Annotated in this window: 16 protein-coding genes and 2 pseudogenes; 10 read left to right on the top strand and 8 right to left on the bottom strand. The window is 71.4% G+C overall.

What is annotated here, in order from left to right; all coding sequences use genetic code 11:
• Window positions 1–22 precede the first annotated feature (22 nt).
• Window positions 23–1,279, bottom strand: coding sequence for an ROK family transcriptional regulator (locus ASE15_RS07815; RefSeq protein WP_082608618.1), 1,257 nt, complete (start codon window positions 1,277–1,279; stop codon window positions 23–25).
• Between the two features lie 272 nt (window positions 1,280–1,551).
• On the opposite strand from ASE15_RS07815, the gene chvE reads away from it, so the two are divergent.
• The 7 genes from chvE (at window position 1,552) to ASE15_RS07780 (ending at window position 11,633) form a co-directional block, all read left to right on the top strand.
• Window positions 1,552–2,676, top strand: a complete 1,125-nt coding sequence (chvE, locus tag ASE15_RS07810; RefSeq protein ID WP_082608647.1) for a multiple monosaccharide ABC transporter substrate-binding protein — start codon at window positions 1,552–1,554, stop codon at window positions 2,674–2,676.
• 146 nt (window positions 2,677–2,822) lie between these two features.
• On the top strand, window positions 2,823–4,373 hold the full coding sequence (gene mmsA / locus ASE15_RS07805) for a multiple monosaccharide ABC transporter ATP-binding protein (protein WP_056647655.1): 1,551 nt from the start codon (window positions 2,823–2,825) through the stop codon (window positions 4,371–4,373).
• Entirely contained in the window at window positions 4,370–5,542 is a 1,173-nt protein-coding gene (gene mmsB / locus ASE15_RS07800) for a multiple monosaccharide ABC transporter permease (protein ID WP_056647658.1), read from the top strand. Before mmsA ends, mmsB begins: the two co-directional genes overlap by 4 nt.
• Before the next feature lie 516 nt (window positions 5,543–6,058).
• Window positions 6,059–7,345 (top strand): serine hydroxymethyltransferase, encoded by a 1,287-nt coding sequence (gene glyA / locus ASE15_RS07795; RefSeq protein WP_056647660.1) that lies wholly within the window; start codon window positions 6,059–6,061, stop codon window positions 7,343–7,345.
• Window positions 7,346–7,454: 109 nt separating this feature from the next.
• Window positions 7,455–8,345: a bifunctional methylenetetrahydrofolate dehydrogenase/methenyltetrahydrofolate cyclohydrolase gene (locus tag ASE15_RS07790; RefSeq protein WP_056647662.1), complete on the top strand. Its 891-nt coding sequence runs from the start codon at window positions 7,455–7,457 to the stop codon at window positions 8,343–8,345.
• A gap of 111 nt (window positions 8,346–8,456) precedes the next feature.
• Window positions 8,457–10,085 (top strand): MFS transporter, encoded by a 1,629-nt coding sequence (locus ASE15_RS07785; RefSeq protein WP_056647665.1) that lies wholly within the window; start codon window positions 8,457–8,459, stop codon window positions 10,083–10,085.
• 744 nt (window positions 10,086–10,829) lie between these two features.
• Window positions 10,830–11,633, top strand: coding sequence for an exodeoxyribonuclease III (locus ASE15_RS07780; protein WP_056647669.1), 804 nt, complete (start codon window positions 10,830–10,832; stop codon window positions 11,631–11,633).
• A gap of 16 nt (window positions 11,634–11,649) precedes the next feature.
• On the opposite strand, the gene ASE15_RS07775 is transcribed toward ASE15_RS07780, so the two are convergent.
• Window positions 11,650–12,945 (bottom strand): MFS transporter, encoded by a 1,296-nt coding sequence (locus ASE15_RS07775; RefSeq protein WP_056647671.1) that lies wholly within the window; start codon window positions 12,943–12,945, stop codon window positions 11,650–11,652.
• Window positions 12,946–12,999: 54 nt separating this feature from the next.
• On the opposite strand from ASE15_RS07775, the gene ASE15_RS07770 reads away from it, so the two are divergent.
• The 3 genes from ASE15_RS07770 to ASE15_RS07760 all read left to right on the top strand — a co-directional run bounded on the left by ASE15_RS07770 (window position 13,000) and on the right by ASE15_RS07760 (window position 19,561).
• The gene (locus ASE15_RS07770) at window positions 13,000–13,614 is read left to right on the top strand and encodes a transcriptional regulator (RefSeq protein WP_235534251.1); all 615 of its coding nucleotides are present in this window, start codon (window positions 13,000–13,002) and stop codon (window positions 13,612–13,614) included.
• Between the two features lie 179 nt (window positions 13,615–13,793).
• Entirely contained in the window at window positions 13,794–17,105 is a 3,312-nt protein-coding gene (locus ASE15_RS07765; protein ID WP_082618281.1) for a family 16 glycoside hydrolase, read from the top strand.
• Window positions 17,106–17,371: 266 nt separating this feature from the next.
• Window positions 17,372–19,561 (top strand): MMPL family transporter, encoded by a 2,190-nt coding sequence (locus ASE15_RS07760; protein WP_056762513.1) that lies wholly within the window; start codon window positions 17,372–17,374, stop codon window positions 19,559–19,561.
• Here the strand turns inward: ASE15_RS07760 and galK are convergent.
• The 6 genes and pseudogenes from galK to ASE15_RS07735 form a co-directional block, all read right to left on the bottom strand.
• Window positions 19,538–20,740, bottom strand: a pseudogene (gene galK, locus ASE15_RS21160) (galactokinase); the annotation flags it as partial. The gene ASE15_RS07760 and the pseudogene galK sit on opposite strands and share 24 nt — an antisense overlap.
• A 135-nt stretch (window positions 20,741–20,875) precedes the next feature.
• Window positions 20,876–22,057: pseudogene (galT, locus tag ASE15_RS21455) on the bottom strand (galactose-1-phosphate uridylyltransferase); the annotation flags it as partial.
• Window positions 22,054–22,914, bottom strand: coding sequence for a DeoR/GlpR family DNA-binding transcription regulator (locus tag ASE15_RS07750; RefSeq protein ID WP_200960523.1), 861 nt, complete (start codon window positions 22,912–22,914; stop codon window positions 22,054–22,056). The gene ASE15_RS07750 and the pseudogene galT, both read right to left, overlap by 4 nt.
• Window positions 22,915–23,056: 142 nt before the next feature.
• Complete coding sequence (locus ASE15_RS07745) at window positions 23,057–24,256, bottom strand: ABC transporter permease (RefSeq protein ID WP_056647907.1); 1,200 nt, start codon at window positions 24,254–24,256, stop codon at window positions 23,057–23,059.
• Window positions 24,253–25,146, bottom strand: a complete 894-nt coding sequence (locus ASE15_RS07740; RefSeq protein ID WP_082618280.1) for an ABC transporter ATP-binding protein — start codon at window positions 25,144–25,146, stop codon at window positions 24,253–24,255. Before ASE15_RS07740 ends, ASE15_RS07745 begins: the two co-directional genes overlap by 4 nt.
• Window positions 25,143–26,120, bottom strand: coding sequence for an efflux RND transporter periplasmic adaptor subunit (locus tag ASE15_RS07735; protein WP_056647680.1), 978 nt, complete (start codon window positions 26,118–26,120; stop codon window positions 25,143–25,145). Before ASE15_RS07735 ends, ASE15_RS07740 begins: the two co-directional genes overlap by 4 nt.
• Window positions 26,121–26,410 lie beyond the last annotated feature (290 nt).

Raw genomic sequence — 26,410 nt, 5'->3', positions numbered from 1 at the left:
GTCGTCGGTCGGGTGGTGGGACTCATCCGGTCGCCCCCGACCGGCTCGTGCCACCGGGGTCCGGAGGCGTCGACAGCCCGACCGGGCCCGGGGCGCCGGGAGCCAGGCGGACGTCGCTCGCGACGTCGGTCGACTGGAGCGCAAGCGCGAGCGCACCCATGACCTCGGCCTGAGGGCCGAGCTCGCTCAGCACGACCTCGACGGGCGCGATCGTGTTGGGGACGAGGTGCCGGCGGACGGCGTCGCGCAGGGGGCCCGCGAGGATCTCGCCGGTCTCGGCGAGCTCGCCCCCCACGACGATGACCTGCGGGTTCATGGCGCTCGCGAGCGTGGCGACCGCGATGCCGATGCGGTCGCCAGCGTCGGCCACGACGCGGCTGCAGCCCGGGTCGCCGGCCAGCGCCCGGGAGATGACGTCACGCAGCGTGAGGTCGCCGTGGCTCGAGCGCAGCAGGGCGAGGAGCGCGTCGGAGCCGACGATCGTCTCGAGGCACCCGCGGTTGCCGCAGCGGCAGATGGGACCCGCGGGGTCGACCTGGACGTGCCCGATCTCGCCGGCCGTGCCCGCGTAGCCGCGGTGGACGTTCCCGTTGATCACGACCCCCGCCCCGGTCCCGTACGAGACCCGGACGAACACCGAGTCGCGGACGGCCCGGGCCGCGCCGAGCTCGGCCTCGGCGAGCGCGGCGAGGTTCGCGTCGTTGTCCACCACGACGGGGCGGGCGAGCCGCTTGGACATGACCTGGCCGACGTGCAGGTCGTCCCAGCCGCGCATGATGCCGCGCACCGAGATCATCCCGGTCGAGATGTCGACCGGGGCGGGCAGGGCCATGCCGACCGTGAGGAGCTCGTCGGTCGAGGCACCGACGCGTTCGAGGAGGTCCATGACGAGGAGCGCGGCGCGGTCCAGGCCCGTGTCGACGCGGTGGTCGACGGGCAGGGGCATCTGCTGCTCGGCCACGATCGTGCGGCCGAAGTCTCCGAGCGCGACCTTGAGGTGGCGGTGGCCGAACTGGATGCCGGCCACGAGACCGAGCTGGCGCGCGAGGGTCACCTTGAGGGCGCGACGCCCGGAGCGCGAGGTGGGTCGGGTGTCGACGACCCCTGCCTGGGTCAGCTCCTTGACGATGGTCGAGACCGTCGCCGTCGAGAGTCCCGTCGCTTCGGCGAGCTCGACCTGGGTGAGCCCGCCGTAGCGCTTCACCGCATCCACGATGCGTGTTCGGTTCGCTTCTCGGAGTGAGGTCTGCGAGCCGGGCGTGGACCGGTCGTTGTTCACAGGAAGGAGCGTACACGCTCCCGAGGGCCGCAGAAGTGAGGCAGGACGGGGATTCTGCGGGCGCCCGGGGGTGGTACCGCTTCCATCGTGAGTTCGAGTCTCGAACACAATTAGGTCACGAACTGATTACTGCGCTTGACGCTCGAACTCAAGGGTGGCTAGTTTCACTGCAGTGCCGACCGAGGCCACGCGGATTCCCTCCGCGGCTCGGAGGCATCCCGGGTCTCACAGCTGAGGCCCGCCCCCTGGTTCGAAGACGAAAGGGAATGACGATGACGTCTATGCGCAAGGCGGTCGCCGCAGCTGCCGGGATGACGCTGCTGTTCGGTGCTCTCACGGCCTGCAGCTCGGAGCGTGCGGGAGAAGAGTCCGGTGGTGGCGAGACGGGGACCGACACGCCCCTGATCGGTATCGCGATGCCCACCCGCAGCCTCGAGCGGTGGAACAACGACGGCGCCCACCTCGAGGAGCTCCTCGGCGGCGCAGGCTACGAGACCACGCTCCAGTACGCGGACAACAAGGTCGACCAGCAGATCACGCAGCTGCAGAACATGATCAACCAGGGTGCGGACGTCCTCGTCATCGCCTCGATCGACGGCACGGCCCTGGGACCCGTCCTCGACGCCGCGGCCAAGGAGGAGATCCCGGTCATCGCCTACGACCGTCTGATCAACGACTCCGAGCACGTCGACTACTACGCGACGTTCGACAACGAGAAGGTCGGCACGCTCCAGGGCGAGTTCATCGCCGAGCAGCTCGGTCTGGCCGGCGGCGCAGGCCCGTTCAACCTCGAGCCCTTCGCCGGGTCGCCCGACGACAACAACGCCCGCTTCTTCTTCAAGGGAGCCTGGGACGTCCTGAGCCCCTACGTCGAGAAGGGCCAGCTCGTCGTCCCCTCGGGGAAGGCGCCCGCCACGGTCGACGACTGGACCACGATCGGCATCCAGGGCTGGGAGTCCGCCAAGGCCCAGTCCGAGATGGAGAACCGTCTCAACTCGTTCTACACCGACAAGAAGGTCGACGTCGTCCTGTCGCCCAACGACTCGCTCGCGCTCGGCATCGAGCAGGCGCTCGAGGGTGGCGGCTACACCCCGGGCGACGCCTGGCCGCTCGTCACGGGTCAGGACGCCGACGAGGCCAACGTCAAGAACATGCTCGCGGGCAAGCAGGCCATGACGGTCTGGAAGGACACCCGCACGCTCGGTGACCAGGTCGCCACCATGGTCCAGCAGATCATCGACGGCGAGGAGGTCGAGGTCAACGACACCACGACCTACGACAACGGCGTGAAGGTCGTGCCGTCGTACCTGCTCGACCCGCAGGTCGTCACGCCGGACAACGTCCAGTCGTCGCTCGTCGACTCCGGCTTCTACACGGCCGAGAAGCTCGGCCTCTGACCGGTCCGCGCCGTGCCCGGCCCCGGGACCCACGTCCGGGGCCGGGCACGGCGCGCCCGAGGTGAGCAGGACGAGCGACGAGGTGGCGCGGTCGGCCGACGGCCGCGCGCACCGTCGACAGGAACGGACGAGTGAGGAGCTGACCCATGGCCAGCGAGAGCAACATCCTCGAGATGCGGGGGATCACCAAGGAGTTCCCCGGCGTCAAGGCCTTGCAGGACGTCACGCTGGACGTGCGTCGGGGCGAGGTCCACGCGATCTGCGGGGAGAACGGGGCCGGCAAGTCGACCCTGATGAAGGTGCTGTCGGGCGTCTACCCGCACGGCACCTACGAGGGCACGATCGTCATGGACGGCGAGACGTGCGAGTTCCGGACCATCCGGGACAGCGAGGCCCGCGGGATCGTGATCATCCACCAGGAGCTGGCGCTCGTGCCGCACCTGTCGATCGCGGAGAACATCTTCCTCGGCAACGAGAAGGCCTCCGCGGGGATCGTCGACTGGCACCGCACCACGAGCGAGGCCGCAGCGCTGCTCGAGCGCGTGGGGCTCTGGGAGAACCCCGCGACCAAGGCCATGGACATCGGGGTCGGCAAGCAGCAGCTCGTCGAGATCGCCAAGGCGCTGTCCAAGCGCGTGGACCTGCTCATCCTCGACGAGCCCACCGCGGCGCTCAACGACGAGGACAGCGCCCACCTGCTCAAGCTGATCGACGAGTTCCGCAGCCACGGGATCACCTGCATCATCATCTCCCACAAGCTCAACGAGATCGCCGCGATCGCCGACCGCGTGACGATCATCCGCGACGGCGCGACGATCGAGACGCTCGACCTGCACGGCGCCGAGCCCGTGACCGAGGACCGCATCATCCGCGGCATGGTCGGACGCTCGCTCGACAGCCGTTTCCCGGACCACGAGCCGACCATCGGCGAGGAGGTCCTGCGCATCGAGGACTGGACGGTCCACCACCCGATCGACACCGACCGCGTCGTCGTCGACCACGCGAACCTGCACGTGCGGGCGGGCGAGATCGTCGGCATGGCCGGCCTCATGGGCGCAGGGCGCACCGAGCTCGCGATGAGCGTGTTCGGCCACTCGTACGGCTCCAGGATCTCCGGCAGCGTCTACAAGAACGGGACCCTCGTCCGCACGCGCAGCGTCAAGGAGGCCATCGCCCACGGGCTGGCCTACGCGACCGAGGACCGCAAGCGGTACGGGCTCAACCTCATCCAGACCATCCGCGAGAACATCTCGGCCTCGGCGCTGGGCAAGGTCTCGCGCTGGGGCGTCGTCGACTCGCAGGCCGAGACCCAGGTCGCCGAGCGCTACCGCACCGACTTCCGGATCAAGGCCCCGACGGTCGAGGCCGTCGTCGGGAAGCTCTCAGGCGGCAACCAGCAGAAGGTCGTCCTGTCGAAGTGGGTCTACTCCGACCCCGACGTCCTGATCCTCGACGAGCCGACCCGCGGCATCGACGTGGGCGCCAAGTACGAGATCTACGCGATCATCAACGCGCTCGCCGACGCCGGCAAGGCCGTCGTCGTCATCTCCTCCGAGCTCCCCGAGCTCATCGGCCTGTGCGACCGTGTCTACGCGATGAGCCAGGGCCGGATCACCGGCGAGGTCGCGCGCGCCGACGCCACCCAAGAAGCACTGATGCACTACATGACCATGGACAAGGGAGTCACCGTCCGATGAACGCCGTCAGGGAATACCTCGGCCGCAACGTCCGCCAGTACGGCATCGTCGCGGCACTGCTCGTGATCGTCCTGCTGTTCCAGGTCCTCACGGACGGACGACTGCTCTACCCGAACAACGTCGCGAGCCTCATCCAGCAGAACGCCTACGTGATGATCCTCGCGATCGGCATGGTCATGGTGATCGTCGCGGGGCACATCGACCTGTCGGTCGGCTCGGTCGTCGCGTTCGTGGGCGGCCTGTGCGCCATCATGATGAGCCAGTGGGACCTGCCGTGGCTCCTCGCCGTGGTCCTGTCCCTCGGGGTCGGGGCGCTCGTCGGGATGTGGCAGGGCTTCTGGGTCGCGTACGTCGGCATCCCCGCGTTCATCGTGACGCTCGCGGGCATGCTCATCTTCCGTGGCCTGGCGATCGTCCTGGTCGGCACCACGGTCGCGGGCCTGCCGAGCGGGTTCATCGCGATCAGCAACGGCTCGGTGCCCAACTGGTTCGGGTTCGTCGGGAACCTCGACGTCGTGACCCTCGTGATCGGCGCGATCGGGATCGTGGCCTTCGCGATCGCCCAGTGGCGCTCGCGGACCTCGCTGCGTCGCCACGAGCTCGCGGTCGAGCCGCTGCCCGCGTTCGTCGTCAAGATCGTCCTGGCCGCGGTGCTCATCGGTGTCGTGACGTACTGGCTCTCGCTCAGCTCGGGCGGCACGCCGATCGTCCTGCTCATCGTGGGCATCCTCATCATCGCGTACTCGTTCGTGCTCAACCGCAGCGTGTTCGGTCGGCACGTCTACGCGATCGGCGGGAACCGGCACGCCGCGGTCCTGTCGGGCGTCAACTCGCGCCGGGTCGACTTCGGCATCTTCGTCAACATGGGTGTCCTGGCCGCGGTCGCGGCCGTCATCACGACCTCGCGCGCCGGGGCCGGCGTGGCCGCTGCGGGCATGAACTACGAGCTCGACGCGATCGCCGCGTGCTTCATCGGCGGCACCGCGGTCGCGGGCGGCGTGGGGCGCGTGTCCGGGGCCATGATCGGTGCGCTCATCATGGGCGTGCTCAACATGGGGCTGTCGATCATGGCGGTCGACGCCGCCTGGCAGCAGGCGATCAAGGGCCTGGTCCTGCTCCTCGCGGTCGCGTTCGACCTGCTGAGCAAGAGGCGCGCCGCACTCTCCTGATCCGTCGTGGGGGAGTCGCGGTGGGGGGACGTCAGGACGGGCGCACACCCGTCCTGACGTGACCGGCACAGCGGGGTGCGTGCGGCGAGAGCCGCGCGCACCCCGCTGTGCCGTGCCCGGACGCCCGACGGCGGAGCGCGCCACGGGCGCGTGGGCGTCGGACCTGCCCGCCGGGGGCGAGGCTCAGGGTGGCACGACCACCTGACGGGCGCTCCGCCGTCGGGCCTGAGCCGGCCGCGACGAGACCGGGACCCGGCGTGATGCGGACCACCTGCCGCCGCCCACCGACGTGGGCTAGGATCGTGCACGTCGCGACTGGCGCACCCGCGCCCCGCACGCCGCCCTCCGGGGAGGCCGCGGGACGGACGGGGATGGTGGATCACCACCGGGGAGCGGCATGCTGTGTAGACGACGGGTCGTTCGCCTGGGCCCCGGGTCGCCCCCTGTGGGGACGTGCCCGGATAGAGCACGCCTCCCCACGAGACCGTCATCCGCAGACAGAACCCAAGGAGACGCATGAGCGCCCAGCCGGACAACGTCCTGAACCAGTCCCTGCTCGAGGTCGACCCGGAGATCGCCGCGGTCCTCGACGGGGAGCTCGCACGTCAGCGCGACACCCTCGAGATGATCGCGTCGGAGAACTTCGTGCCGCGCGCCGTCCTGCAGGCGCAGGGCTCCGTCCTGACGAACAAGTACGCCGAGGGCTACCCGGGCCGCCGCTACTACGGGGGCTGCGAGCAGGTCGACGTCGCCGAGAACCTCGCGATCGCGCGCGCCAAGTCGCTGTTCGGCGCCGAGCACGCCAACGTCCAGCCCCACTCGGGCGCGACCGCCAACGCGGCCGTGCTGCACGCCCTCATCAACAAGGGCGACAAGATCCTCGGCCTCGAGCTGGCGCACGGCGGCCACCTCACGCACGGCATGAAGATCAACTTCTCGGGCAAGCTGTACGACGTCTCCGCGTACGGCGTGGACCCGCAGTCGTACCGCATCGAGATGGACGAGGTCCGCAAGACGGCCCTCGAGACCCGCCCCGACGTGATCATCGCCGGCTGGTCCGCGTACCCGCGCCACATCGACTTCGCGGCGTTCCGCGAGATCGCGGACGAGGTCGGCGCCAAGCTCTGGGTCGACATGGCGCACTTCGCCGGGCTCGTCGCCGCGGGTCTGCACCCGTCCCCGGTGCCCTACGCCGACGTCGTGTCCTCGACGGTCCACAAGACCATCGGCGGCCCCCGCTCGGGCTTCATCCTGTCCAAGGAGGAGTTCGCCAAGAAGATCGACTCCGCCGTGTTCCCGGGCCAGCAGGGCGGCCCGCTCATGCACGTCGTCGCCGCGAAGGCCGTGTCCTTCAAGATCGCCGGCTCCGACGCGTTCAAGGACCGTCAGGAGCGCACGCTGCGCGGCGCGAGCATCATCGCGGACCGCCTGGCCCAGCCCGACGTCGCCGAGAAGGGCGTGTCCGTCCTGACGGGCGGCACCGACGTCCACCTGGTGCTCGTGGACCTGCGCCACTCGGAGCTCGACGGCCAGCAGGCAGAGGACCTCCTGCACGCCGTGGGCATCACCGTGAACCGCAACGCCGTGCCGTTCGACCCGCGTCCCCCGCGCGTCACGTCGGGCCTGCGCATCGGTACGCCCGCGCTCGCGACGCGTGGCTTCGGCGACGAGGAGTTCACCGAGGTCGCCGAGATCATCGCGGCCACGCTCAAGGCCGGTGCGGGCGCCGACGTCGAGGGCCTGAGCGCTCGCGTGCGAAAGCTGACGGCGGACTTCCCGCTGTACCCGGGTCTGTCGCAGTAGTCACCCGTGAGCCGCTGGGTGCGGAGCACTTGTCGCTGATCCGCCCGATCCGCGTCAAGTACCCCGCACCCAGCGGCCTGTTCGTCCCCGCCAGACCCTGAGGAGCCCCATGACCGCGCAGATCCTGGACGGCAAGGCCACGGCCGCCGCCATCAAGTCCGAGCTCAAGACCCGCCTCGTCGGCCTCGCCGAGCGGGGCGTCGTGCCGGGACTCGGCACGCTCCTGGTCGGCGACGACCCCGGTTCGCAGTGGTACGTCGCGGGCAAGCACCGCGACTGCGCCGAGATCGGGCTGTCGTCGATCCGTGAGGACCTGCCCGCCGAGGCCACGCAGGAGGAGATCGAGGCCGCGGTCCGCCGCCTCAACGACGACCCCGCGTGCACGGGCTACATCGTGCAGCTCCCGCTGCCGAAGGGCATCGACACCAACCGCGTGCTCGAGCTCATCGACCCCGACAAGGACGCCGACGGGCTGCACCCGACCAACCTCGGCCGCCTCGTGCTGCGCGTCAACGAGGAGGTCACCTCGCCGCTGCCCTGCACGCCGCGCGGCATCATCGAGCTCATCGAGCGCCACGGGATCTCGCTCGTGGGCAAGGAGGTCGTGGTCGTGGGCCGCGGCGTGACCGTGGGCCGCTCGATCGGCCTGCTCCTCACGCGCCGTGCGGTCAACGCGACCGTGACCCTCACGCACACGGGCACCCAGGACCTGGCCTCGCTCGTCCGGCGGGCCGACGTCGTCGTGGCCGCCGCGGGCGTCAAGGGCATCATCACGCGCGACATGGTCAAGCCGGGCGCCGTCGTGATCGACGTGGGCGTCTCGCGCGAGGTCGACGAGGAGACCGGCAAGAGCCGCGTCGTCGGTGACGCCGACCCGGCCGTGGCCGAGGTCGCGGGCTGGATCTCCCCGAACCCCGGCGGCGTCGGGCCCATGACGCGCGCGATGCTCCTCGCCAACGTCGTCGACTCGGCCGAGCGTGCTGCGGGGATCACCGCCTGAGCCTGCGGTTCCTCGGGCACGTCAGGACGGGCGCGACCTGCGGGTCGCGCCCGTCCTGTCTTTTCTGACGCCCTGTCGTGCTGTGCGCCCGAGCAGGACTAGTGTTCCGCCATGACCCCCGCGTCCCGGGCAGGGGGAGACGACGGCACCGTTGCCGTCGTCCCCGCCCCCCTCGTCGTCCCCCGTCCCGTGCGCCGCGCGCGCTGGAGCGCCACGGCCGCCTACGCGGCGCAGGGCTTCGGCTTCGCCGTGATGCTGACCAACGTCCCCACGTACGAGCGCTACCTCGGCATCGGCCCAGACGTCATCACGCTCGTGATCCTCGGGGTCTGCGTGTGCGCGGGGACGGGCAGCGCGCTGTCCGGGTGGTTCGCCGCCCGGTTCGGGTCGGCGCGCGTCGTGACCGGTGGGCTCCTGGTGGCAGCCGCCGGGATCCTCGCGGTCGGGCTGAGCGCGGGGGCCGGGCTGCTCGCGACGTTCTTCCTCGCGTTCGCGGTGTACGGCGTGGCGCTCGGGTCGGTCGACGCCTCGACGTCGATGCAGGGCATCGACGTGCAGCGCGCCTACGGGCGCAGCCTCATCGCGTCGTTCTTCGCGGCCAACGCCGCGGGCGGGGTCGTCGGGTCGCTCTCGGTGTCGGGGGCGGCGGGGCTGGGGATCGCGCTGCCCGTGTCCTTGGCGCTGGTCGCGGCTGTCGTGGCGGTCACGGTGCTCGTGCTGCGGGCCGGGCTGCTCTCGCGGACCGCGGCGGTCGCGGTCGCGGGGGCTCCGGGTCCGGCCGGGAGCGGAGTGCGCGCGCTGCCCGACGGCGCCGGTCCCGTCAGCGGGACGGGCGGCGGTCCCGGGGTGGTCGACGAGGGCGACGGGCCTGGCGGCGCGGTGGTTCCCGCCGTGCAGAGCGCTCGCGGCGCGACGGGCATGGTCGGGGCGGGGACCGTGATCGTGCTCGGCCTCGCGATGCTGGCCTTCCCGGTCGCGGACTCCGCGGTCTCGAGCTGGGGCGCGACCTTTCTGCAGGACGTGCTCGGGGCGAGCGCCGTCGTCGGGCCGCTGGGGTTCGGCGCCTACCAGGCGACGCTGATCTGCTCGCGGCTCCTGGGGGACCGCGCGGTCGAGCGCTGGGGGCGCGTGCGCGTCGTGGCTCTCGGCGGTTCGGTGGGGGTCGTGGGGCTCGGGCTCGTCGCGGTCTCGCCGGTGTGGCCGCTCGCGGTCCTCGGGTTCGCGGCGACCGGGCTGGGGCTCGGGGTCGTGGCTCCCATGGCGTTCTCGGCCGCGGGCGACCGGGCCGCGGAGTCGGTCGCGGCGGCGCGGGTCGGGGTGCGGACCGGGGTGCGGGTCGACGGGCCGGACGCGGAGGTGCCGCCGGGTGCGCGGGCGGACGAGGGGGCTCGGGTGGCTGATGCTGCTCGGGCGGGGTCGGGTGACGACCTCGGGGAAGGAGGGCGCGGCGCGGTGACCGATGGTGCTGCGGCCGACGGTGCTGCGGCCGACGGTGCCGCCGCTGACGTGGTCGGAGCTGCTCCGACCGTCGAGGAGGCGACCGACCGGGCCGTGGCCCGGCTCAACATCTTCACCTACGTCGGCGCCGTGCTCGGTGGAGCGATGACGGGGGTCTTCGCGACGACCGACGCGCTGCGGCTGGGGTTCGGGGTGCTGGCCCTGCTGGCGCTCGCGACGGTCGTGCTCGCGGGGCGCTTCCGTGAGGCGGTGCTTCCCGCTGGTCCGTCAGCGCGAGGGTGATGGTGATGGTGCGCTGATGTTGGCGGGGCTGGCGGGGCTGGCGGTGTCCGCCACGGATGAGTTGTCAGAACTGGGCCGGTGGATAGCCCGGTGTGGTTCTGACAACTTGGCGTTGCGCGTCGCGGGGTTGGCGGGGCGAGCGACGGGGTGATGGTCCACGGGTCACGGGCCGCGGACTAGTTGTCAGAACTGGGCCGGTGGATAGCCCGGTGTGGTTCTGACAACTTGGCGTTGCGCGTCGCGGGGTTGGCGGGGCGAGCGACGGGGTGATGGTCCACGGGTCACGGGCACGGACTAGTTGTCAGAACTGGGCCGGTGGATGGCCCGGTGTGGTTCTGACAACTTGGCGTTGCGCGTCGCGGGGTTGGCGGGGCGAGCGACGGGGTGATGGTCCACGGGTCACGGGCACGGACTAGTTGTNCTGGGCCGGTGGATAGCCCGGTGTGGTTCTGACAACTTGGCGTTGCGCGTCGCGGGGTTGGCGGGGCGAGCGACGGGGTGATGGTCCACGGGTCACGGGCACGGACTAGTTGTCAGAACTGGGCCGGTGGATGGCCCGGTGTGCTTCTGACAACTTGGCGTCGCCGGGGTCGCGGGCTGCGCGCGGCGGGTGCCGCGGATGAGTTGTCAGAACTGGGCCGGTGGATAGCCCGGTGTGGTTCTGACTTCGTGGCGCAGGTGTCGTGACGAGCGTCTCGCGCCCCCGTTTTCGCCCGTGTGGGTGGCGTGGGGTTTGATGGCCGGGTGCTGACGATCGCTACTGCCAATGTGAACGGGATCCGCGCCGCCTACCGTCGAGGGATGGACGCCTGGGTCGCCTCGCGGACCCCGGACGTCATGCTCCTCCAGGAGGTCCGCGCGCCTGACGAGATCCTGAACGAGCTCCTGGGCGAAGGCTGGCACATTGCCCACCAGGCGTGTGACATCAAGGGTCGGGCAGGTGTCGCGGTGGCGTCGCGACTGCCCGTGACGGCCGTGCGGATCGGTCTGGGCAAGGGCGAGCCGGAGCCGCCCGTGGACACGGGCCGCTGGGTCGAGGCGGACCTCGAGCTGCCCTCCGGCGAGAAGCTCACGGTCGTCTCGACCTACATCCACTCCGGCACGGCCGGCACGCCCAAGATGGACGAGAAGTACGCCTACCTGGAGAAGGTCACCGAGCGCCTGCGGGAGCTCTCGGCCGCGGGGGGCCTCGTCGTCGTGGCAGGTGACCTGAACATCGCGCACAAGAACGTCGACATCAAGAACTGGAAGGGCAACCAGAAGTCCGCGGGCTTCCTGCCCGAGGAGCGGGCCTACCTCGACACCTGGTTCGACGACCTGGGGTTCGTGGACCTCGGGCGGCGTCACGGTGGCGAGGGGCCCGGCCCGTTCACCTGGTGGTCCTGGCGCGGTCAAGCCTTCGTCAACGACTCGGGCTGGCGCATCGACTACCAGCTCGCGTCCCCGGCCCTGGCCGAGCACGCGGTCAAGGTCGAGGTCGACCGCGCCGACGACTACGAGAGCCGCTGGAGCGACCACGCCGCGCTGGTCGCGACGTACGACCTCTGACCCGTCCCGTCCGGGGTCAGTCGTGGGCCGGGACCGGCAGCTCGGTCATGCGTGACAGCGGCGACAGGAGGACCGGCAGCGCGCCCAGCGTCATGACGACGGCCCCGATCCAGAGCGCTGGAGCCACGCCCCACACGGTCCCGATCCACCCGCCGAGCAGCCCGCCGATCGGGATGGGGCCCCACACGATGAAACGGGCCGAGGCGTTCATGCGGCCCAGCAGCGCGGGCGGGCACAGCCGCTGACGGAAGCTCACCTGCGCGACGTTGTAGACGACGACCGCCAGGTTGAACACGAAGCCTCCGACCACGAGCACGACTGGGACCAGCGTGGACCCGGCGCCCGTGACCGCCACGACGGCCGCGGCGGGCGTGATGGCGTAGGACAGGCCGGTGAACACCGCCGAGACGGGGATGATCCGGGCGGGTCCGACCCAGCGGGACGCGCGGTCGGCCAGGACCGCGCCGAGGAGCCCGCCGGCGGCGCTCGCCGAGAGCACGACGCCGTAGGTCGCGGTCCCGACGTCGAGCGTTCGCAGGGCGAAGATGACCACGACCGCGTTGCCGATCGCCCCGCCCAGGTTGCTGAGCGACGTGCAGGCGAGGATCCGTCGGAGCAACGGTTCGCTCGCGACGAAGCGCAGCCCCTCGGCGATCTCGGTGCGCAGCGGACGCCGGTTCTCCGGGCTGGGCAGGTCCTCACGGTGGCTGATCCGCGCCATCGCGAACGCGCTCGCGAGGTAGGTGCCGACGGTCGCGACCATCACGAGGGGAGCGGACAGCACGCGCAGCGCGACGCCGCCGATCGCGGGGCCGGCGATCATCGCGACGGACTGGGTCGCCTGGAGCTTGGAGTTGCCCTCGACGACGTGGTCGAGCCCGACGAGGCCGGGCACGTAGCTCTGGTGCGCGACGTCGAAGAAGAGGCTGAAGGTGCTGATGATCACGGCGGCACCGATGAGCAGCGCCATGCTCGCGTTCCCCGTGAGGGCCGCGACGACCACGACCGAGAGGATCGTCGCGCGGGCGAGGTCGGCCGCGACGAGCACGCGGCGCTTGCGCATGCGGTCGACCCACGCCCCGGCCGGCAGGCTGAGGAGCAGGAACGCCGCGGTCTCCGCCGCGTTGAGGGCACCCATCTGCCACTCGGTCGCGTGCAGGTGGGACACGGCGAAGATCGGGAGGACGAAGCCGGTGAGCTGCGCGCCGAGCTGCCCCAGCGCGTCTCCGCCCCACAGGTAGCGGAAGTCGCGGTGGTGGATCAGGCTGCGCGGAGACGCAGCGGTGCGTACCTGCGGTTCGTCGGACGTCATGCGGAACAGCGTGCGGCAAGTGATTGAGAAATGTCAATCAGTTAGCCTGTAGAGGTGATCCCGGACCGTACGACCCCCTCTGCAGAGCAGGAACCCGCGACCGGACCCGTCGCCGCGACCACGGGCCGCGGTGCCCATGTGCCGATCGTCGACCTGCCGACGGCAGGCGACTCGGCCGCCGAGCGGGACGCCGATGCGCGCGCGCTCGCGTCGACCCTGCGGCTGCGGATCCTGCGCATCTGCCTCGACGAGCCGCGGACCAACAAGGAGATCGCCCAGATCCTCGGCAAGAATCCGGCGACGACGCTCCATCACGTCCGGACGCTCGTGGCGCGGGGGTTCCTGGCCGCGCAGCCTGCGCGCACCGGAGCGCGCGGGGCGAGAGAGGTGCCGTACCTCGCGACGGGCAGGTCGTGGACCGCCGACCTGGGACCCGGCGGGCAGCAGGTGCTGCTCGATGCCTTCCTCGAGGAGCTGTCGGTGGCCGACCCGGCGAGCGTCGACATGGGGCGACTCGGGCTGCGGCTCGATGCCGAAGGCCGGGAGGAGCTCTCGCGACGCCTCAACGAGGTGCTCGAGGACTTCCGGCAGCGCGAGCCGGTGGCTGACGGCGAGCCGTGGTCGGTGTTCGTCGCGATCCACCACGACACGAGCCGCGACCCGCGATGAGTGCATGATCCTGCAGCGGCTCGCCGGGCGTGTCGCTGCGGAATCATGCACTCGGCGCGCAGGGCCGATCTCACCCTCGATCTGTCTAACAACTTGCAACTTTTGGTTGACAGCAAGCAAAAGCCTCCCTAGGGTCCGAGAAGTCATCGCTGACCCGTCTTCAAGGAGGAAGATCTCCAGTGCGAATCCCCTCACGCCATCGAAGAGGCCTCTCCGGCCTGCTCGGGGCCTCTCTGCTCGTCCCCCTCGCCTTCGTCGGGACGCTTCCATCCGCTCAGGCTGCCGAGACCGAGATGGAGCCCGGCGTCACGCTGCGGACCTTCCAGCTCGCGCAGGACCCCGGCTCGGTGTGCACCCTCAAGTCGGGAACCACGCCCAACGTCGACAAGCTCATGCCGACGATCGACTGGAGCACCCCGGAGCAGTTCGGTGCGTCCGACCGCTTCATCTCCCACGCCCTCGCGACGCTCACGGTGCCTGCTGAGGGCGAGTACTCGTTCCGCGTGACGAACGACGACGGCGCTCTGGTCTACGTCGACGACCAGCTCGTGCTCGAGAACGACGGCCCGAACGACTCGACCTCGGTCGAGGGCGCGATCACCCTGACCGCGGGCGCTCACGACCTGCGCGTCGAGTACTACGAGGGGACGGACAAGCAGCGCCTGACGCTCGCGTGGAAGACCCCCGGAGCCACGTCGTTCGTGGTCGTCCCCACGTCGGTGCTGAGCACCGAGGCCAACGTCGTGCGCGTGACCGCGCCCGGCAACAAGTACTGCGAGGGTGCGACGGACACCTCGGGCGACGGCCTGCGGCTCGACACGGTCAACCCGAACTACGAGCTCGTCGACCTGCGTCCTGCGGGCTTCGAGCCCAAGGTCTCGGGCCTCGCGTTCACCCCGGACGAGAAGCTGGCCGTGGTGACCACGGGTGACGTGAGCTCCGGTGGCTGGCGGCCCAACCCGACGTCGGGCGAGGTGTACCTCCTCGACGGCGTGATCGACGCGACCGGCCCCGAGGACGTCATGGTGACGAAGGTCGCCGACCAGCTCCTCAACCCCATGGGCATCGAGGTCATCGAGGACTCGATCTTCGTCTCCGAGCGGTACCAGCTCACGCAGCTCACCGACCCGGACGGCGACGGCTTCTACGACACGCACACCAAGATCGCCGGATGGCCCGACGGCGGCAACTTCCACGAGTTCGCGTTCGGCCTGATCCACGACGAGAACTACTTCTACGTCAACCTCTCGGTCGCGATCGACAACGGCGGCGCGACGACCACCCCGCAGCCTGCAGCCAACCGTGGCACGTCGATCAAGATCGACCGTGCGACGGGTGAGGTCACCTACGTCGCGGGCGGCCTGCGCACCCCGAACGGGATCGGCTTCGGCCCCGAGGGTGCGATCTTCGGGACGGACAACCAGGGCGCGTGGCTCCCTGCGAACAAGCTCGTCCACATCGAGCAGGACAAGTTCTTCAACCACTTCACGACCCCTGCCGGGAAGTTCGACGCGAACCCTGTGTCACAGCCCGCGCTGTGGCTCCCGCAGAACGAGATCGCCAACTCCCCGGGCAACCCGATCCTCGTCGAGGACGGCGAGTTCGCCGGGCAGATGCTCCTCGGTGACGTCACCTACGGCGGACTCCAGCGCGCGTTCCTCGAGAAGGTCGACGGCGAGTTCCAGGGTGCGGTCTTCCGCCACACCGCGGGCCTCGAGGTCGGCGCCAACCGTGTCATCACGGGCCCCGACGGCGCGCTGTACGTCGGCGGCACGGGCGAGGGCGGCAACTGGGGCGAGTCCGGCAAGCTGCGGTTCGGCCTGCAGAAGCTCTCCTTGGTCAACGAGGACTCGTTCGACATGAAGGAGATGCGCGTCGTCGAGGGCGGGTTCGAGATCGAGTACACCGATCCGGTGTCCGACGCCGTCGTGGCGAAGCTGGCCGACGCCTACGCGCTCAAGCAGTGGCGCTACGTGCCGACGCAGCAGTACGGCGGACCCAAGGTCGACGAGTCGCCGCTGTTCGTCACCGACGCCACGGTGTCCGAGGACCGGACGACGGTCACGCTCAAGGTCGACGGTCTCAAGCCCGGCCACGTCGTGCACCTGCGTTCGCCGCGTCCGTTCGCCTCGGACGAGGGTACCGAGCTCCTGAGCACCGAGGCCTGGTACACGCTCAACTCGCTGCCGGGCTACGTCGCCCCGGCAGACCGCGGCTGGTACGAGGCCGAGGAGGCGCAGCCGCTCGGCAGCTCGAGCCTCGGCTCGGACCACAGCAACTACTCCGGCTCCGGCTTCGCCGCCGGGATGCAGAACGTCGGCTCCGGCCGCACGTTCGCCGTGACGGTTCCCGAGGCGGGCACCTACCCGCTCAACCTGCGCTACGCGAACGGCATCCACCCGTACACCGAGCTGCGCGCCAAGGACGTCTCGCTCTACGTCAACGGTCAGAAGGTCGGTCCGTGGACCCTCCCCACGACCGGCGACTGGAAGGTGTGGGACACGATCACGCGTGACGTCGACCTCGCCGCGGGACACAACACGATCACCCTCAAGTACGACCAGGGCGACCAGGGCAACGTGAACCTGGACGTGCTGTCGATCGGGCAGAACCCCGACATCTGCTCCCCGGCCGACGTCGAGGACGGTTACCGCGGCATCTTCGACGGCACCCTCGCGAGCCTGGCCGACTGGAAGCTCGCGGGCTCCGGGACGTTCGGCCGCCAGGACGACTGCTCGATCCGCACCAACGGTGGCATGGGTCTGCTCTGGTACACGGCCCAGGAGCTCGAGGAGTACTCGCTCAAGCTCGACTGGAAGCTCGTCAAGGACGACAACGGCGGCGTGTTCGTCGGATTCCCGAACCCGGGCAACGACCCGTGGGTCGCGGTCAACCAGGGCTACGAGATCCAGATCGACGCGAGCGACGCGGCCGACCGCACCACGGGAGCGATCTACACGTTCCAGGGCGCTGACGCAGCGGCCGTGACCGCGGCGCTCAAGCCCGTGGGGCAGTGGAACGCGTACGACATCCGCGTCGAGGGAGACCGCATCCGGATCTACCTCAACGACGTGCTCGTCAACGACTTCACGAGCACCGACCCGGCGCGCGACCTGTCGAGCGGCTTCATCGGCATCCAGAACCACGGCGCAGGTGAGACGGTCTCCTACCGGAACATCCGCGTCAAGGACCTGGGTGCCGAGCCCGAGCCCGAGCTCGCGGTGTCCGTGACCGTCCAGCCCAAGTGCGTGGCCGGCAAGGTCACGCTCAACGTGCGTGCCGTCAACGACGACACGGTGCCCGTCGACGTCGTGCTCAGCACACCGTTCGGCAAGAAGACCATGACCGGCGTCCTGCCGGGCAAGTCGGCCCAGCAGACGTTCGCGACGCGCTCGACCTCGATCGAGGCCGGGACCGCGACCGTGACGGCGACTTCCGGAGGCAAGGAGGTCGTGGTCGAGACGACCTACGACGCGTCGAGCTGCGGCTGACGCGTGACCGGGCGGCGGCCGGCATGACCGGCCGCCGCCCCGTGGGGTCGGCAGCAAGCGACCCCGCGCCAGGTGCATGATGCGGCGGCGACTCGCCAGGCGGGACGCCGCCGCATCGTGCACTCGGCGCAGCGAGACCGCGCACCACCCGGTATCACCCCCGCACGACCGCCGCACCGCAGGTTTGCCCTCGTCGTGCGGCGTCTGTCACCATCTGCCGGGGCGTCGACGACGACGCTCCGTCTGTCGTCGAGAGGTAGTCGACCATGCTCGCGCACCTTGGTCGGGTCACGGTCCGTCTCCGAGCTCTCGTCCTGGCCCTGTGGGTCACGCTCGCTCTCCTGGGGGCGGTGATCGGCGGCGGGGTCTTCGACCGCACGACCGCGGTCGACAGCCTGCCCGCCGGTGCGCCCGCCGCGCAGGCGCAGGCGCTGCTCGACGAGCTCGACCCGCAGGGGCAGACGCTCACGGCCGTCGTCGGCGGCGTCGACTTCTTCACTCCGTCTCTCCTCGAGAGCGGGTACCGCGTCATGCAGGAGGTCCGTGAGATCCCTGGGGTCCTGGAGGTCACGGACGCGTTCACGTCGGGCGGCCTGATCTCGGACGACGGGCTCAGCTCGCTCGTCGTGGTCGAGCTCGAGCTCGACCTCACGGACGAGCAGGCCCTCGCGGTCGGAGACCGCGTGGTGGCGGTCCTGCAGACGATCGACGCGCCCGAGGTCGTCGTGGGCGGCGAGCTCATGGCCGAGCGGACGTTCGCCGACATCGCCACGGCCGACGCGGTCGTGGGCGAGTCGGTCGCTCTCGTGGTGCTGTGCGTGGTCCTCGTGCTCGTGCTGGGCGGCCTGCGCGCAGGGCTGCTGCCCGTCGCCGCCGCGCTCGCGTCGATCGCGGCCTCGCTCCTGGCGCTGAGCGCCCTGGCCGGCATGGTTCCCGTGAGCGAGTTCGCGGTCAACGTGGTGACCCTCCTGGGCCTGGGCCTGGCCGTCGACTACAGCCTCCTGGTCGTCGTGCGGTTCCGGGAGGAGCGGGACCTGGCCCCTGGGGCCACGCTCGAGGAGCTGATGGCGAGGACGGTATCGACCGCGGGACGGGCGGTCCTCGTGTCGGGGCTGGCCGTCGCGTCGGCGCTCACGGGGCTGCTCGTGCTCGCCGACCCGCTGCTCGCGAGCATGGCGCTGGGCGGCCTGCTCGTGGTCGGTCTGACGGCGGTCGCGGGGATCACGCTCGTACCGGCCCTGGTCGCGGTGCTGCACGCGTCGATCCCGGCCCCGCGGACCCGGACCTGGGCACGCCGCCGGACGGGGACGGGAGCCGGGCTGCTCGCGCGGTCGGCGTCGTTCGCCCAGCGCCGACCGGTCGCGGTCACCCTGGGCTCAGCGGCCGTCCTCTTGCTCCTGAGCGCCCCGCTGGCCTCGCTCACGCTGGGGAGCTCGGACGCACGGTCGCTCCCGCCGGGCACGCAGGAGCGGGTCGCGCAGGAGAAGGTCGAGCAGGACTTCGACGTCCTGGGGGTCCAGCCCGTCACTCTCCTCCTGGGGGCCTCCGTCGAGGACCCGCAGGTCCGGTCGCTGCTCGACGCGGTCTACGGGCTGCCGGGCGTCGAGGACGTCCAGCACCTGGAGGACTTCCCGCCCGACGTGACGGTCGCGGAGGTGACCCCCGACGGCACGGCCACGGGCGAGGAGGCGCAGTCCGTGGTCCGGTACGTCCGAGGGCTCGACGTGCCGTTCTCGGTGCAGGTCGCGGGCCCGGCGGCCGAGCTCGTCGACGCGACCCAGCAGTCGCGGGACCGGCTCCCGTGGGCGTTCGCCGCGGTCGTGCTGCCCGCCATGCTCCTGCTGGGCTGGCTCACCCGGTCGGTCGTGGTCCCGCTCAAGGCGCTGGTCCTGAACCTGCTCGCGCTGACCGCGTCGCTCGGGGTGCTCGTCGCGGTCTTCCAGTGGGGCTGGGGCGCGCGGTTCCTGGGCTTCGAGCCCACGGGCACGATCGACGCCACGAGTCCCGCGCTGCTGTTCGTCTTCCTGTTCGGCCTGTCGATGGACTACGAGGTGTTCCTCCTCGCCCGCATCTCGGAGGAGTGGCGTCGACGGACCGGGGACGACCGCCGCGCGAACGACCGGGCCGTCCTCGCGGGCGTCGTGGCGTCGGGTCCTGTCATCACGGTCGCAGCCGTGTCGATCGGGATCGTGTTCGCGGGCTTCGCGTTGGGCGACCTCGTGGCGATGAAGGAGATCGGTGTGGGGATGGCCGTCGCGGTCCTGCTCGACGTCACGATCGTCCGCGGCCTGCTGCTCCCGGCCTCGATGTCGCTGCTGGGACGCTGGAACTGGTGGTTCCCGGGCGGGCGGAGGGGCCCAGGCCGCGGCGTCGAGCCGGACGGGGCGCGCGGCGAGGAGCCCTCGCCGCGCACCCTCGTGGGCAGCGGTGCGTCAGCAGGCGCCGGCCGGGGCTGACGGCACGGCCAGGAGGAACCCGGGCGCCCCGAGGCCCGCGCGGGCGAAGGCGCCGGCCACGGCGTCCGCGACCGCGGACGCACGCTCGGCCGGGACCAGTGCGATCGCGGACCCCCCGAAACCGCCGCCCGTCATGCGGGCTCCCAGCGCGCCGGCGTCGCGTGCAGCCTCGACCGCGACGTCGAGCTCGGTCGCGGAGACCTCGTAGTCGTCGCGCAGGGACGCGTGGGACGCGTCCATGAGCGGCCCGACGTCGGAGGCTCGCCCCGCGCGCAGCAGCGACACCAGGTCCTGGGTCCGGGCGATCTCGGTCACGACGTGACGCACCCGGCGGCGCGAGACGTCGTCGGGCAGCCGGTCGAGCGCCGCGGCGAGGGCCTCGGCGGCCGCGGCCTCGCGGGTCGCCGCGTCTCCCTCGGCAGCGCCGGCAGCGATGACCGAGTCCGCGAGCTCGCGCAGGTTCGCGAGCCCCAGGGTCGCGGCGGCCGCCTCGCACGTCGCCCGTCGCTGCGCGTACTGGCCGTCGACCAGGGCGTGCTCGGCCCGGGTGTCGATCACGAGCAGCGCGAGCCCCTCGGCCGCGAGGTCGAACGGGATCTGCTCGACGGCGTCGACCGGGTCGAGCCCCGGCCGGCAGTCGAGGAGCAGCGCGTGGCCCGGGGCGCAGCGCAGCGAGGCCGACTGGTCCATGCCGCCCGTCGGGGCGCCCGCGACCTCGTTCTCGGCGCGGATCGCGGCGGCTGCGAGCGTCGCCCGCCCGGCGTCGGTGGCCGCGAGACCCAGGCCGGCGACGTCGTCGATCCCGACCGCGACCGAGCACTCGAGCGCGGCCGACGACGACAGGCCCGCGCCGTAGGGCACGCACGAGTCGACCACGGCGTCGAAGCCCCGGATGGTCCCGGCCGAACCGCCGGTCGCCTCGAGGTGCTGCCCGAGCGCCCAGGCGACCCCGGCCACGTACGCGGCCCAGCCGGTCACGGCTCCGGGCGCGACGTCCTCGAGCCGCCCGGTCCACGCGGCACCGGGCTCCTGGGCCGAGGCGAGGCGCACGACCGAGTCGGTCCGGGGGCGCAGCGCGACGTACGTGCGGTGGGGGAGCGCGATGGGCAGGCACAGCCCGGCGTTGTAGTCGGTGTGCTCGCCGATGATGTTGACGCGCCCCGGCGCGGCGTAGACGCGGACCTCGGGGGCGCCGTCCGCCTCGTCCCCGCCTTCCGTGCCGTCCGCGGGGTACGCCGCCGCGAAGGCCTGCCGGACGCGGTCCGCACCGACGTCGTCGGGCCAGGACTCGACCCACTGTGCCGCCGGGGCCGGGGCGAGCGCCTGCAGGCGCGCAGCGATCCGCTCGGGGGTCGTGTCGCTGACCCACGCGCCCATGCCCGACTCCGAGCCCGCGAGGTACTTGAGCTTGCCCGGTGCGCGCAGCACCGAGAAGACCTGCAGGTGCAGGCGCGAGAGCTCGCGCCCCTCGCGCACCGGGGCCTGGTGCCAGGCAGCGATGTAGGGCAGGGGGACGGGCGCGCCGTCGGGCCCCTCGAAGAACAGGTCGAGGCGGCGCAGGAGCTCGAGGTAGGCGACCGCGAGGTCGTCCCGCTCGGCGTCGGTGAGCGCGGGGAGGTCGGGCACGTCCCGGCGCGGCGCGACGTGCACCTCGACGGGCCACCGGGCCGCGAAGGGCACGTAGGCGACCCAGTGCTCGGTCTCCAGGACGATCCGGCGGCCGTCCGCGAGCTCGGCGTCGAGGACGTCGCGCAGCAGGTTGCCGCCCGTGCGCTCGTGGTGCGCGCGGGCCTGCTCGAGCATCGCGCGGGTCGTGGGCGTGATGTACGGGTAGCCGTAGATCTGGCCGTGCGGGTGGTGCAGGGTGACGCCGATCTCCTGCCCGCGGTTCTCGAAGCAGAAGACCTGCTCGACGCCGGGTTCGCGTCCGAGGGCCTCGGTGCGATCGGCCCACGCGTCGATGATGGTGCGCACGCGCTGCGGGGGCAGCGCGCCGAACGACGAGGAGTGGTCGCTCGAGAAGACGATGACCTCGCAGCGGCCCGACGCCGGAGCGCGGGTCTCGAGGGTCCCCTCGCCCTCGAGCGCTCCTTCGACGTCGGAGACGCCCGGCACGAACTGCAGCGACGGGAAGCGGTTCTCGAAGACCACGACGTCGTAGTCGGTGTCCGGGACCTCGCCGTCCGAGTAGGCCGCGCCGGGGCGGGCCGGGCACAGCGGGCACGAGTCCGCAGCGGGCAGGAACGTGCGGTTCATGCGGTGCGCGGCCATCGGGATCCAGTCGCCCGAGAGCGGGTCGAGGCGCATCTCGGGGCCCGTGTAGGGGTGCTCGTGCCCGTCGGGACCGGTCACGGCGGCGAACCGGTCGCCCAGCGGCCGGGGGTCGTCGAGCCGACGCGTGAGCTCGCCCGCGACGTACGCGGGTGAGTCGTCGAAGTAGACCAGCTCGCGGCCGTCGGCCAGGCGGGTCGGGGTGCGGCGCAGGTGCTGGTTCATCGGGAGGTACGACCGTCCTGGGGTGCGGGGGTGGGTGGGGTCTGGGCGGGCTGTGACTGCGGGGCCGGCGGACCATCGGGCGGAGAGGCGACCAGGAGCTGCTCGACGACGTCGCGCGCGGCCTCCTGGTCGGAGGCCGGGAGGGCGTCGTCGGTCACGAGCACGTCGACCTGGTCGAGCCGTGCGAACACGCTCAGGCCCGTGGTGCGCCACTTGGTGTGGTCGGCGAGCACGACGGTGCGTCCCGCGATCGCGACCAGGGCGCGGTCGGTCGCGGCCTCGTCGAGGTTGGGCGTCGTCAGCCCCGCCTCGACGCTCACGCCGTGCGCGCCCAGGAAGGTCTGGTCGACGCGCAGGCTCGCGAGCGCGGCCTCGGTGAGGGGACCGACCAGGGCGTCCGACGGCGTGCGCGACCCGCCCGTGAGCACGGTCTCGAGCTGCGGGTCGCCCGCGCGGTACAGGGCCTCGGCGACCGGGAGCGAGTTGGTCACGACGGTCAGGGGGCGCAGCCGCGGGTCTGCGGCGATCTCGACCGCGAGCAGGTGCGTCGTGGTGCCTGCCGACAGGGCGATCGAGGAGCCGGGGGAGACGAGGCGGACGGCGGCGCGGGCGATCGCGCGCTTCTCGTCGAGAGCGAGCGCGCTCTTGGCCTCGAACCCGGGCTCGTGCGACGTGGCCTGCGGGGAGACCGCGCCTCCGTGGACCTTGCGGAGCAGTCCCTGCTCGGCGAGCTCGAGGAGGTCGCGGCGCACGGTCATGTCGGAGACGCCGAGCTCCTGGGTCAGGTCGGCGATCCGGACGGCACCGTGGTCGCGGAGCCCCGCGAGGATGCGTTCGTGGCGCTGGGAGGCGAGCATGCTGCCATGGTGACACATTCGAACAGAAAGCAACAAGAGCGAACATGCTCGATGGTGAGCGCTTTCGGCGTCGTGGGCCGGGACGCGTGACGGCCGTCCACCAGGACGGTGGACGGCCGTGGACTCGTGGGGCCCGCGTGGATCAGTACCGGATGGCGTCGATCACCTTGACCCGGACCGCGACGAGCGCGGGGATCAGCCCGGCGAGCGCACCGACGCTCACCGCGGCGACCATGCCCGTGACGGCCGCCGAGACCGGGAAGCCGGGACGGTCCTGGACTGTCGAGCCCATGAGCGTGTCGAGCGGGACGTTGTGCAGGATCACGACCGCGAGCGAGACGCCCACGACCCCGGCCACGACCGTGGCGACGACGCTCTCCATGAGCACCGAGAAGAAGACCCGGCCGGACGAGGCGCCGAAGCTGCGTCGGATGCCGATCTCACGGATCCGGTACCGGACGGTCACGAGCGCGATGTTGACGAGCCCCAGCCCGCCGAGCAGCAGGGCGATCGCACTGACCCCGAGGATGACCCACTTGGTCGCGCCGTCGATCATGCTCATGTCGGGGCTGTCCATGCGGTTGACGTCGACCTGCGTCCCGGGGATCGCCCCCGTCAGGTCGCGGCGGACGGCGTCGGTGAGCACGTCGACCGTGTCCGGGGGGACCCAGAGCTCGAGCGACGGCACGCCGGAGCTCATGAGCGCCTCGGGGGAGGCCCACCGCAGGTGGGACTCCACGAGCATGTAGGCGGACGGGCCTTCGCCGGGCCAGCTGTCCGGGTAGGAGCCGACGACCGTCGCCAGGACCGGGTTCTCGCCCCCGATCACGATGGTCGGGTGGTCCTCGATGCGCTGGCCGAGGGTATCGAGGAACGACTGGTTGACCACGAGGGCGGGGGACAGGTTCTCCTCGTCGGCCTCGGTGAACCACCGGCCGCCGTCTACCACGAACCGGTGCATGGTCGCCCAGTCGGCGCTGACGGCGTTGGTCTGGGCCTGGAGGGTCCCGCCGGGGAAACGGAACGGGGTCTGGGTCCACATGACCATGGACGAGTACTCGACCTCGTACCGGGCCACGATGTCGTCGTACGCCGCGACGTACTCCTCGATCCCCGGCATCTCCTGTCCCGTCGGGTACGCACTGACGTTGAGCGTCGCGGGGCGTCCGCTCCAGCGCTCGTTGGACTCGGCCGAGACCTGGCGCAGCATGTCGCCTGCCGCGGTGATGGTCGTGATGGCGCAGACCGCCACGGCGACGCCGACCAGGGCGAGAAGCACGCGGAGCTTGTGGACCCGCAGCTCGTCCCAGGCTTCCGCCAGGGCTCCGAAGAATCCGGTCACGAGGCCACCACCGAGTCGCCGAAGAGGTCGTCGATCGAGTCGCCCGCGCCGGAGGGCGCGCGGACCCCGGTCGCGTCGGCGAGGGGCGCGGACGACGCCACCGTGCCCAGCGGGACGGCGACGTGCTCGGCCTGGTGGTCCTCGCCGTCGGGCACGTGCTCCACGGCCGTGCCCAGCCCGTCGAGCGAACCCGCGCTGCGGGCGCCGATCGCGATGGGAGTGAGGACGCCCTCCGCGAGGCGGAAGTGGCGCTTGGCGCGCGAGGCGACCGCGAGGTCGTGGGTGATGGCGATGAGGGCGGACCCGTTCTCCTGGGCGATCGTGTCGAGCAGGTCCATGACCTCGCCCCCCGTGTCGACGTCGAGCGCGCCCGTGGGCTCGTCGGCGAGGATCACGCGGGGGCCGCGGACGAGCGCGCGGGCGATGGCCACGCGCTGCTGCTCGCCGCCCGAGAGCTTCTCGGGCATGGTGTCGAGACGGTCGCCCAGGCCCACGCGCTCGAGCATCTCGGCGGCGAGCGTCTTGCGGTTCCAGAACTGCTTGCCCTGCGCGTAGAGCAGGGGCGCGGCGACGTTCTCCAGCGCGGTGCGCGCCTGGAGCAGGTTGAACTGCTGGAACACGAAACCGAAGTCCGCCCCGCGCCGGCGCGCGCGGACCCGGCCGGACAGGCGGCCGATCGGGACGCCGTCGAGCAGGAACTCGCCGGCCGTGGGCGTGTCCAGCAAGCCCAGGATGTTCAGGAGGGTCGACTTGCCGGTCCCCGAACGCCCGACGATCGAGACGTGCTCGCCCGCGTCGACCGTGAGGTCGATCCCGCGCAGGATCTCCAGGATCCGGTCGTCGGGCAGGCGGACCGACCGGGTCACGCCGTGCAGCTCGAGCAGGCTCATCCGGCCGAGCCCCCGTACATCATGCCCTCGTCGACCGGCGCGACGTCCTGGCCGGGCACGAACTCGAGGACCAGGTCGCCCTCGGCGAGCCCCTCGACGATCTGCACCTGCGTGCCGTCGGTGATGCCGAGCTTCACGGCCTTCTCGGTGTTCGTGCCGTCCTCGGCGACGACCCACACGTTGCCCGTCTCGACCGAGCCCTGGACCGCGGTGATGGGGACCAGCAGGGCGTCCTCGGCCGAGCCCGCGGTCACCTCGAGCTTGGCGGCCAGTCCCGCGAACACGACCGTGCCTGCCGGGACGGCGCACGTGATCGACGCCGAGGGCGTCGCGCCGGGCTCGGTGCCCGGCTCCTCGGTGCCCGCCGCCGGGGCGGCTGCCGCCGTGCCCATGCGCAGCGCGGTGCAGGTGAACGGGGCAGGGCCACCCGTGACCGTGACCGTCGCCTCGGTGGGGATCGTCAGGAGACGGAACTGCTGCTCGGGGAGCATGGACGCGGTCACCGACAACGTCCCGGGGGACACCGAGGCGAACGTCTCGCCGACGCTCACCTCCTGGTCCTTGATCGCGGTGAACGTCGCGACGGTCCCGGCCGAGCCGGCCTTCATGGTGGTCCGGGTGACCTTGGGCTTGCGCTCGGTCACCTTCTCCTCGCCCGTCTCCTTGTTCGTGGTGACGAGAGGGTCCTGCGGTGTCTCGAGCGTGACCTCGAGGAGCGGGGCACCGGCCTCGACGACGTCACCGACCTTGGCGTGCACGGCGGTGACCTTGCCGACCTGGGTCACCTTCTCCTGGCCGGCAGGGTCCGCGACGACCGAGCCCGTGAGGGTCACGGTGTTGGTGATGGGGCCCTTGGCGACCTCCACCTGCGGAAGGGTCACGACGGCCGACGGGAACTCGGCGTCGCCCGCCGCCTGGGGGGCCGACTTGAACGCGATCACCACCAGGGTCACCGCGATCACCGCCCAGATCACGAGACGAAGGGTAGGAAAGATGATCCGGCGTGTGACGCCCACGGCAGGTCTCCAGGTGAAATCCGATGAGCCGACAGCTCAAGGTCCAGGCATGCTCTGGGAAGACTAGGGGGTGGGCGAGCGCCCACGTATCCACCTCAGGTATGAGATGGATGCGCGAAAGATCACGATCAGGTCAGGTTCCTGCCGTGATGTCTGCCTGCGTCCCCCTGGACAACCCTCATTGGTCGCACTTCTGACAAACGATCTGCGCACCATACACCGGTCGAGACGAGGGGTGTCCAGACGTC

It is taken from the genome of Oerskovia sp. Root22 (assembly GCF_001429135.1).
Lineage (GTDB): Bacteria > Actinomycetota > Actinomycetes > Actinomycetales > Cellulomonadaceae > Oerskovia > Oerskovia enterophila.
Note: the sequence above shows the minus strand (reverse complement) of the source record. Positions and strands in the feature narration are given on the sequence as shown.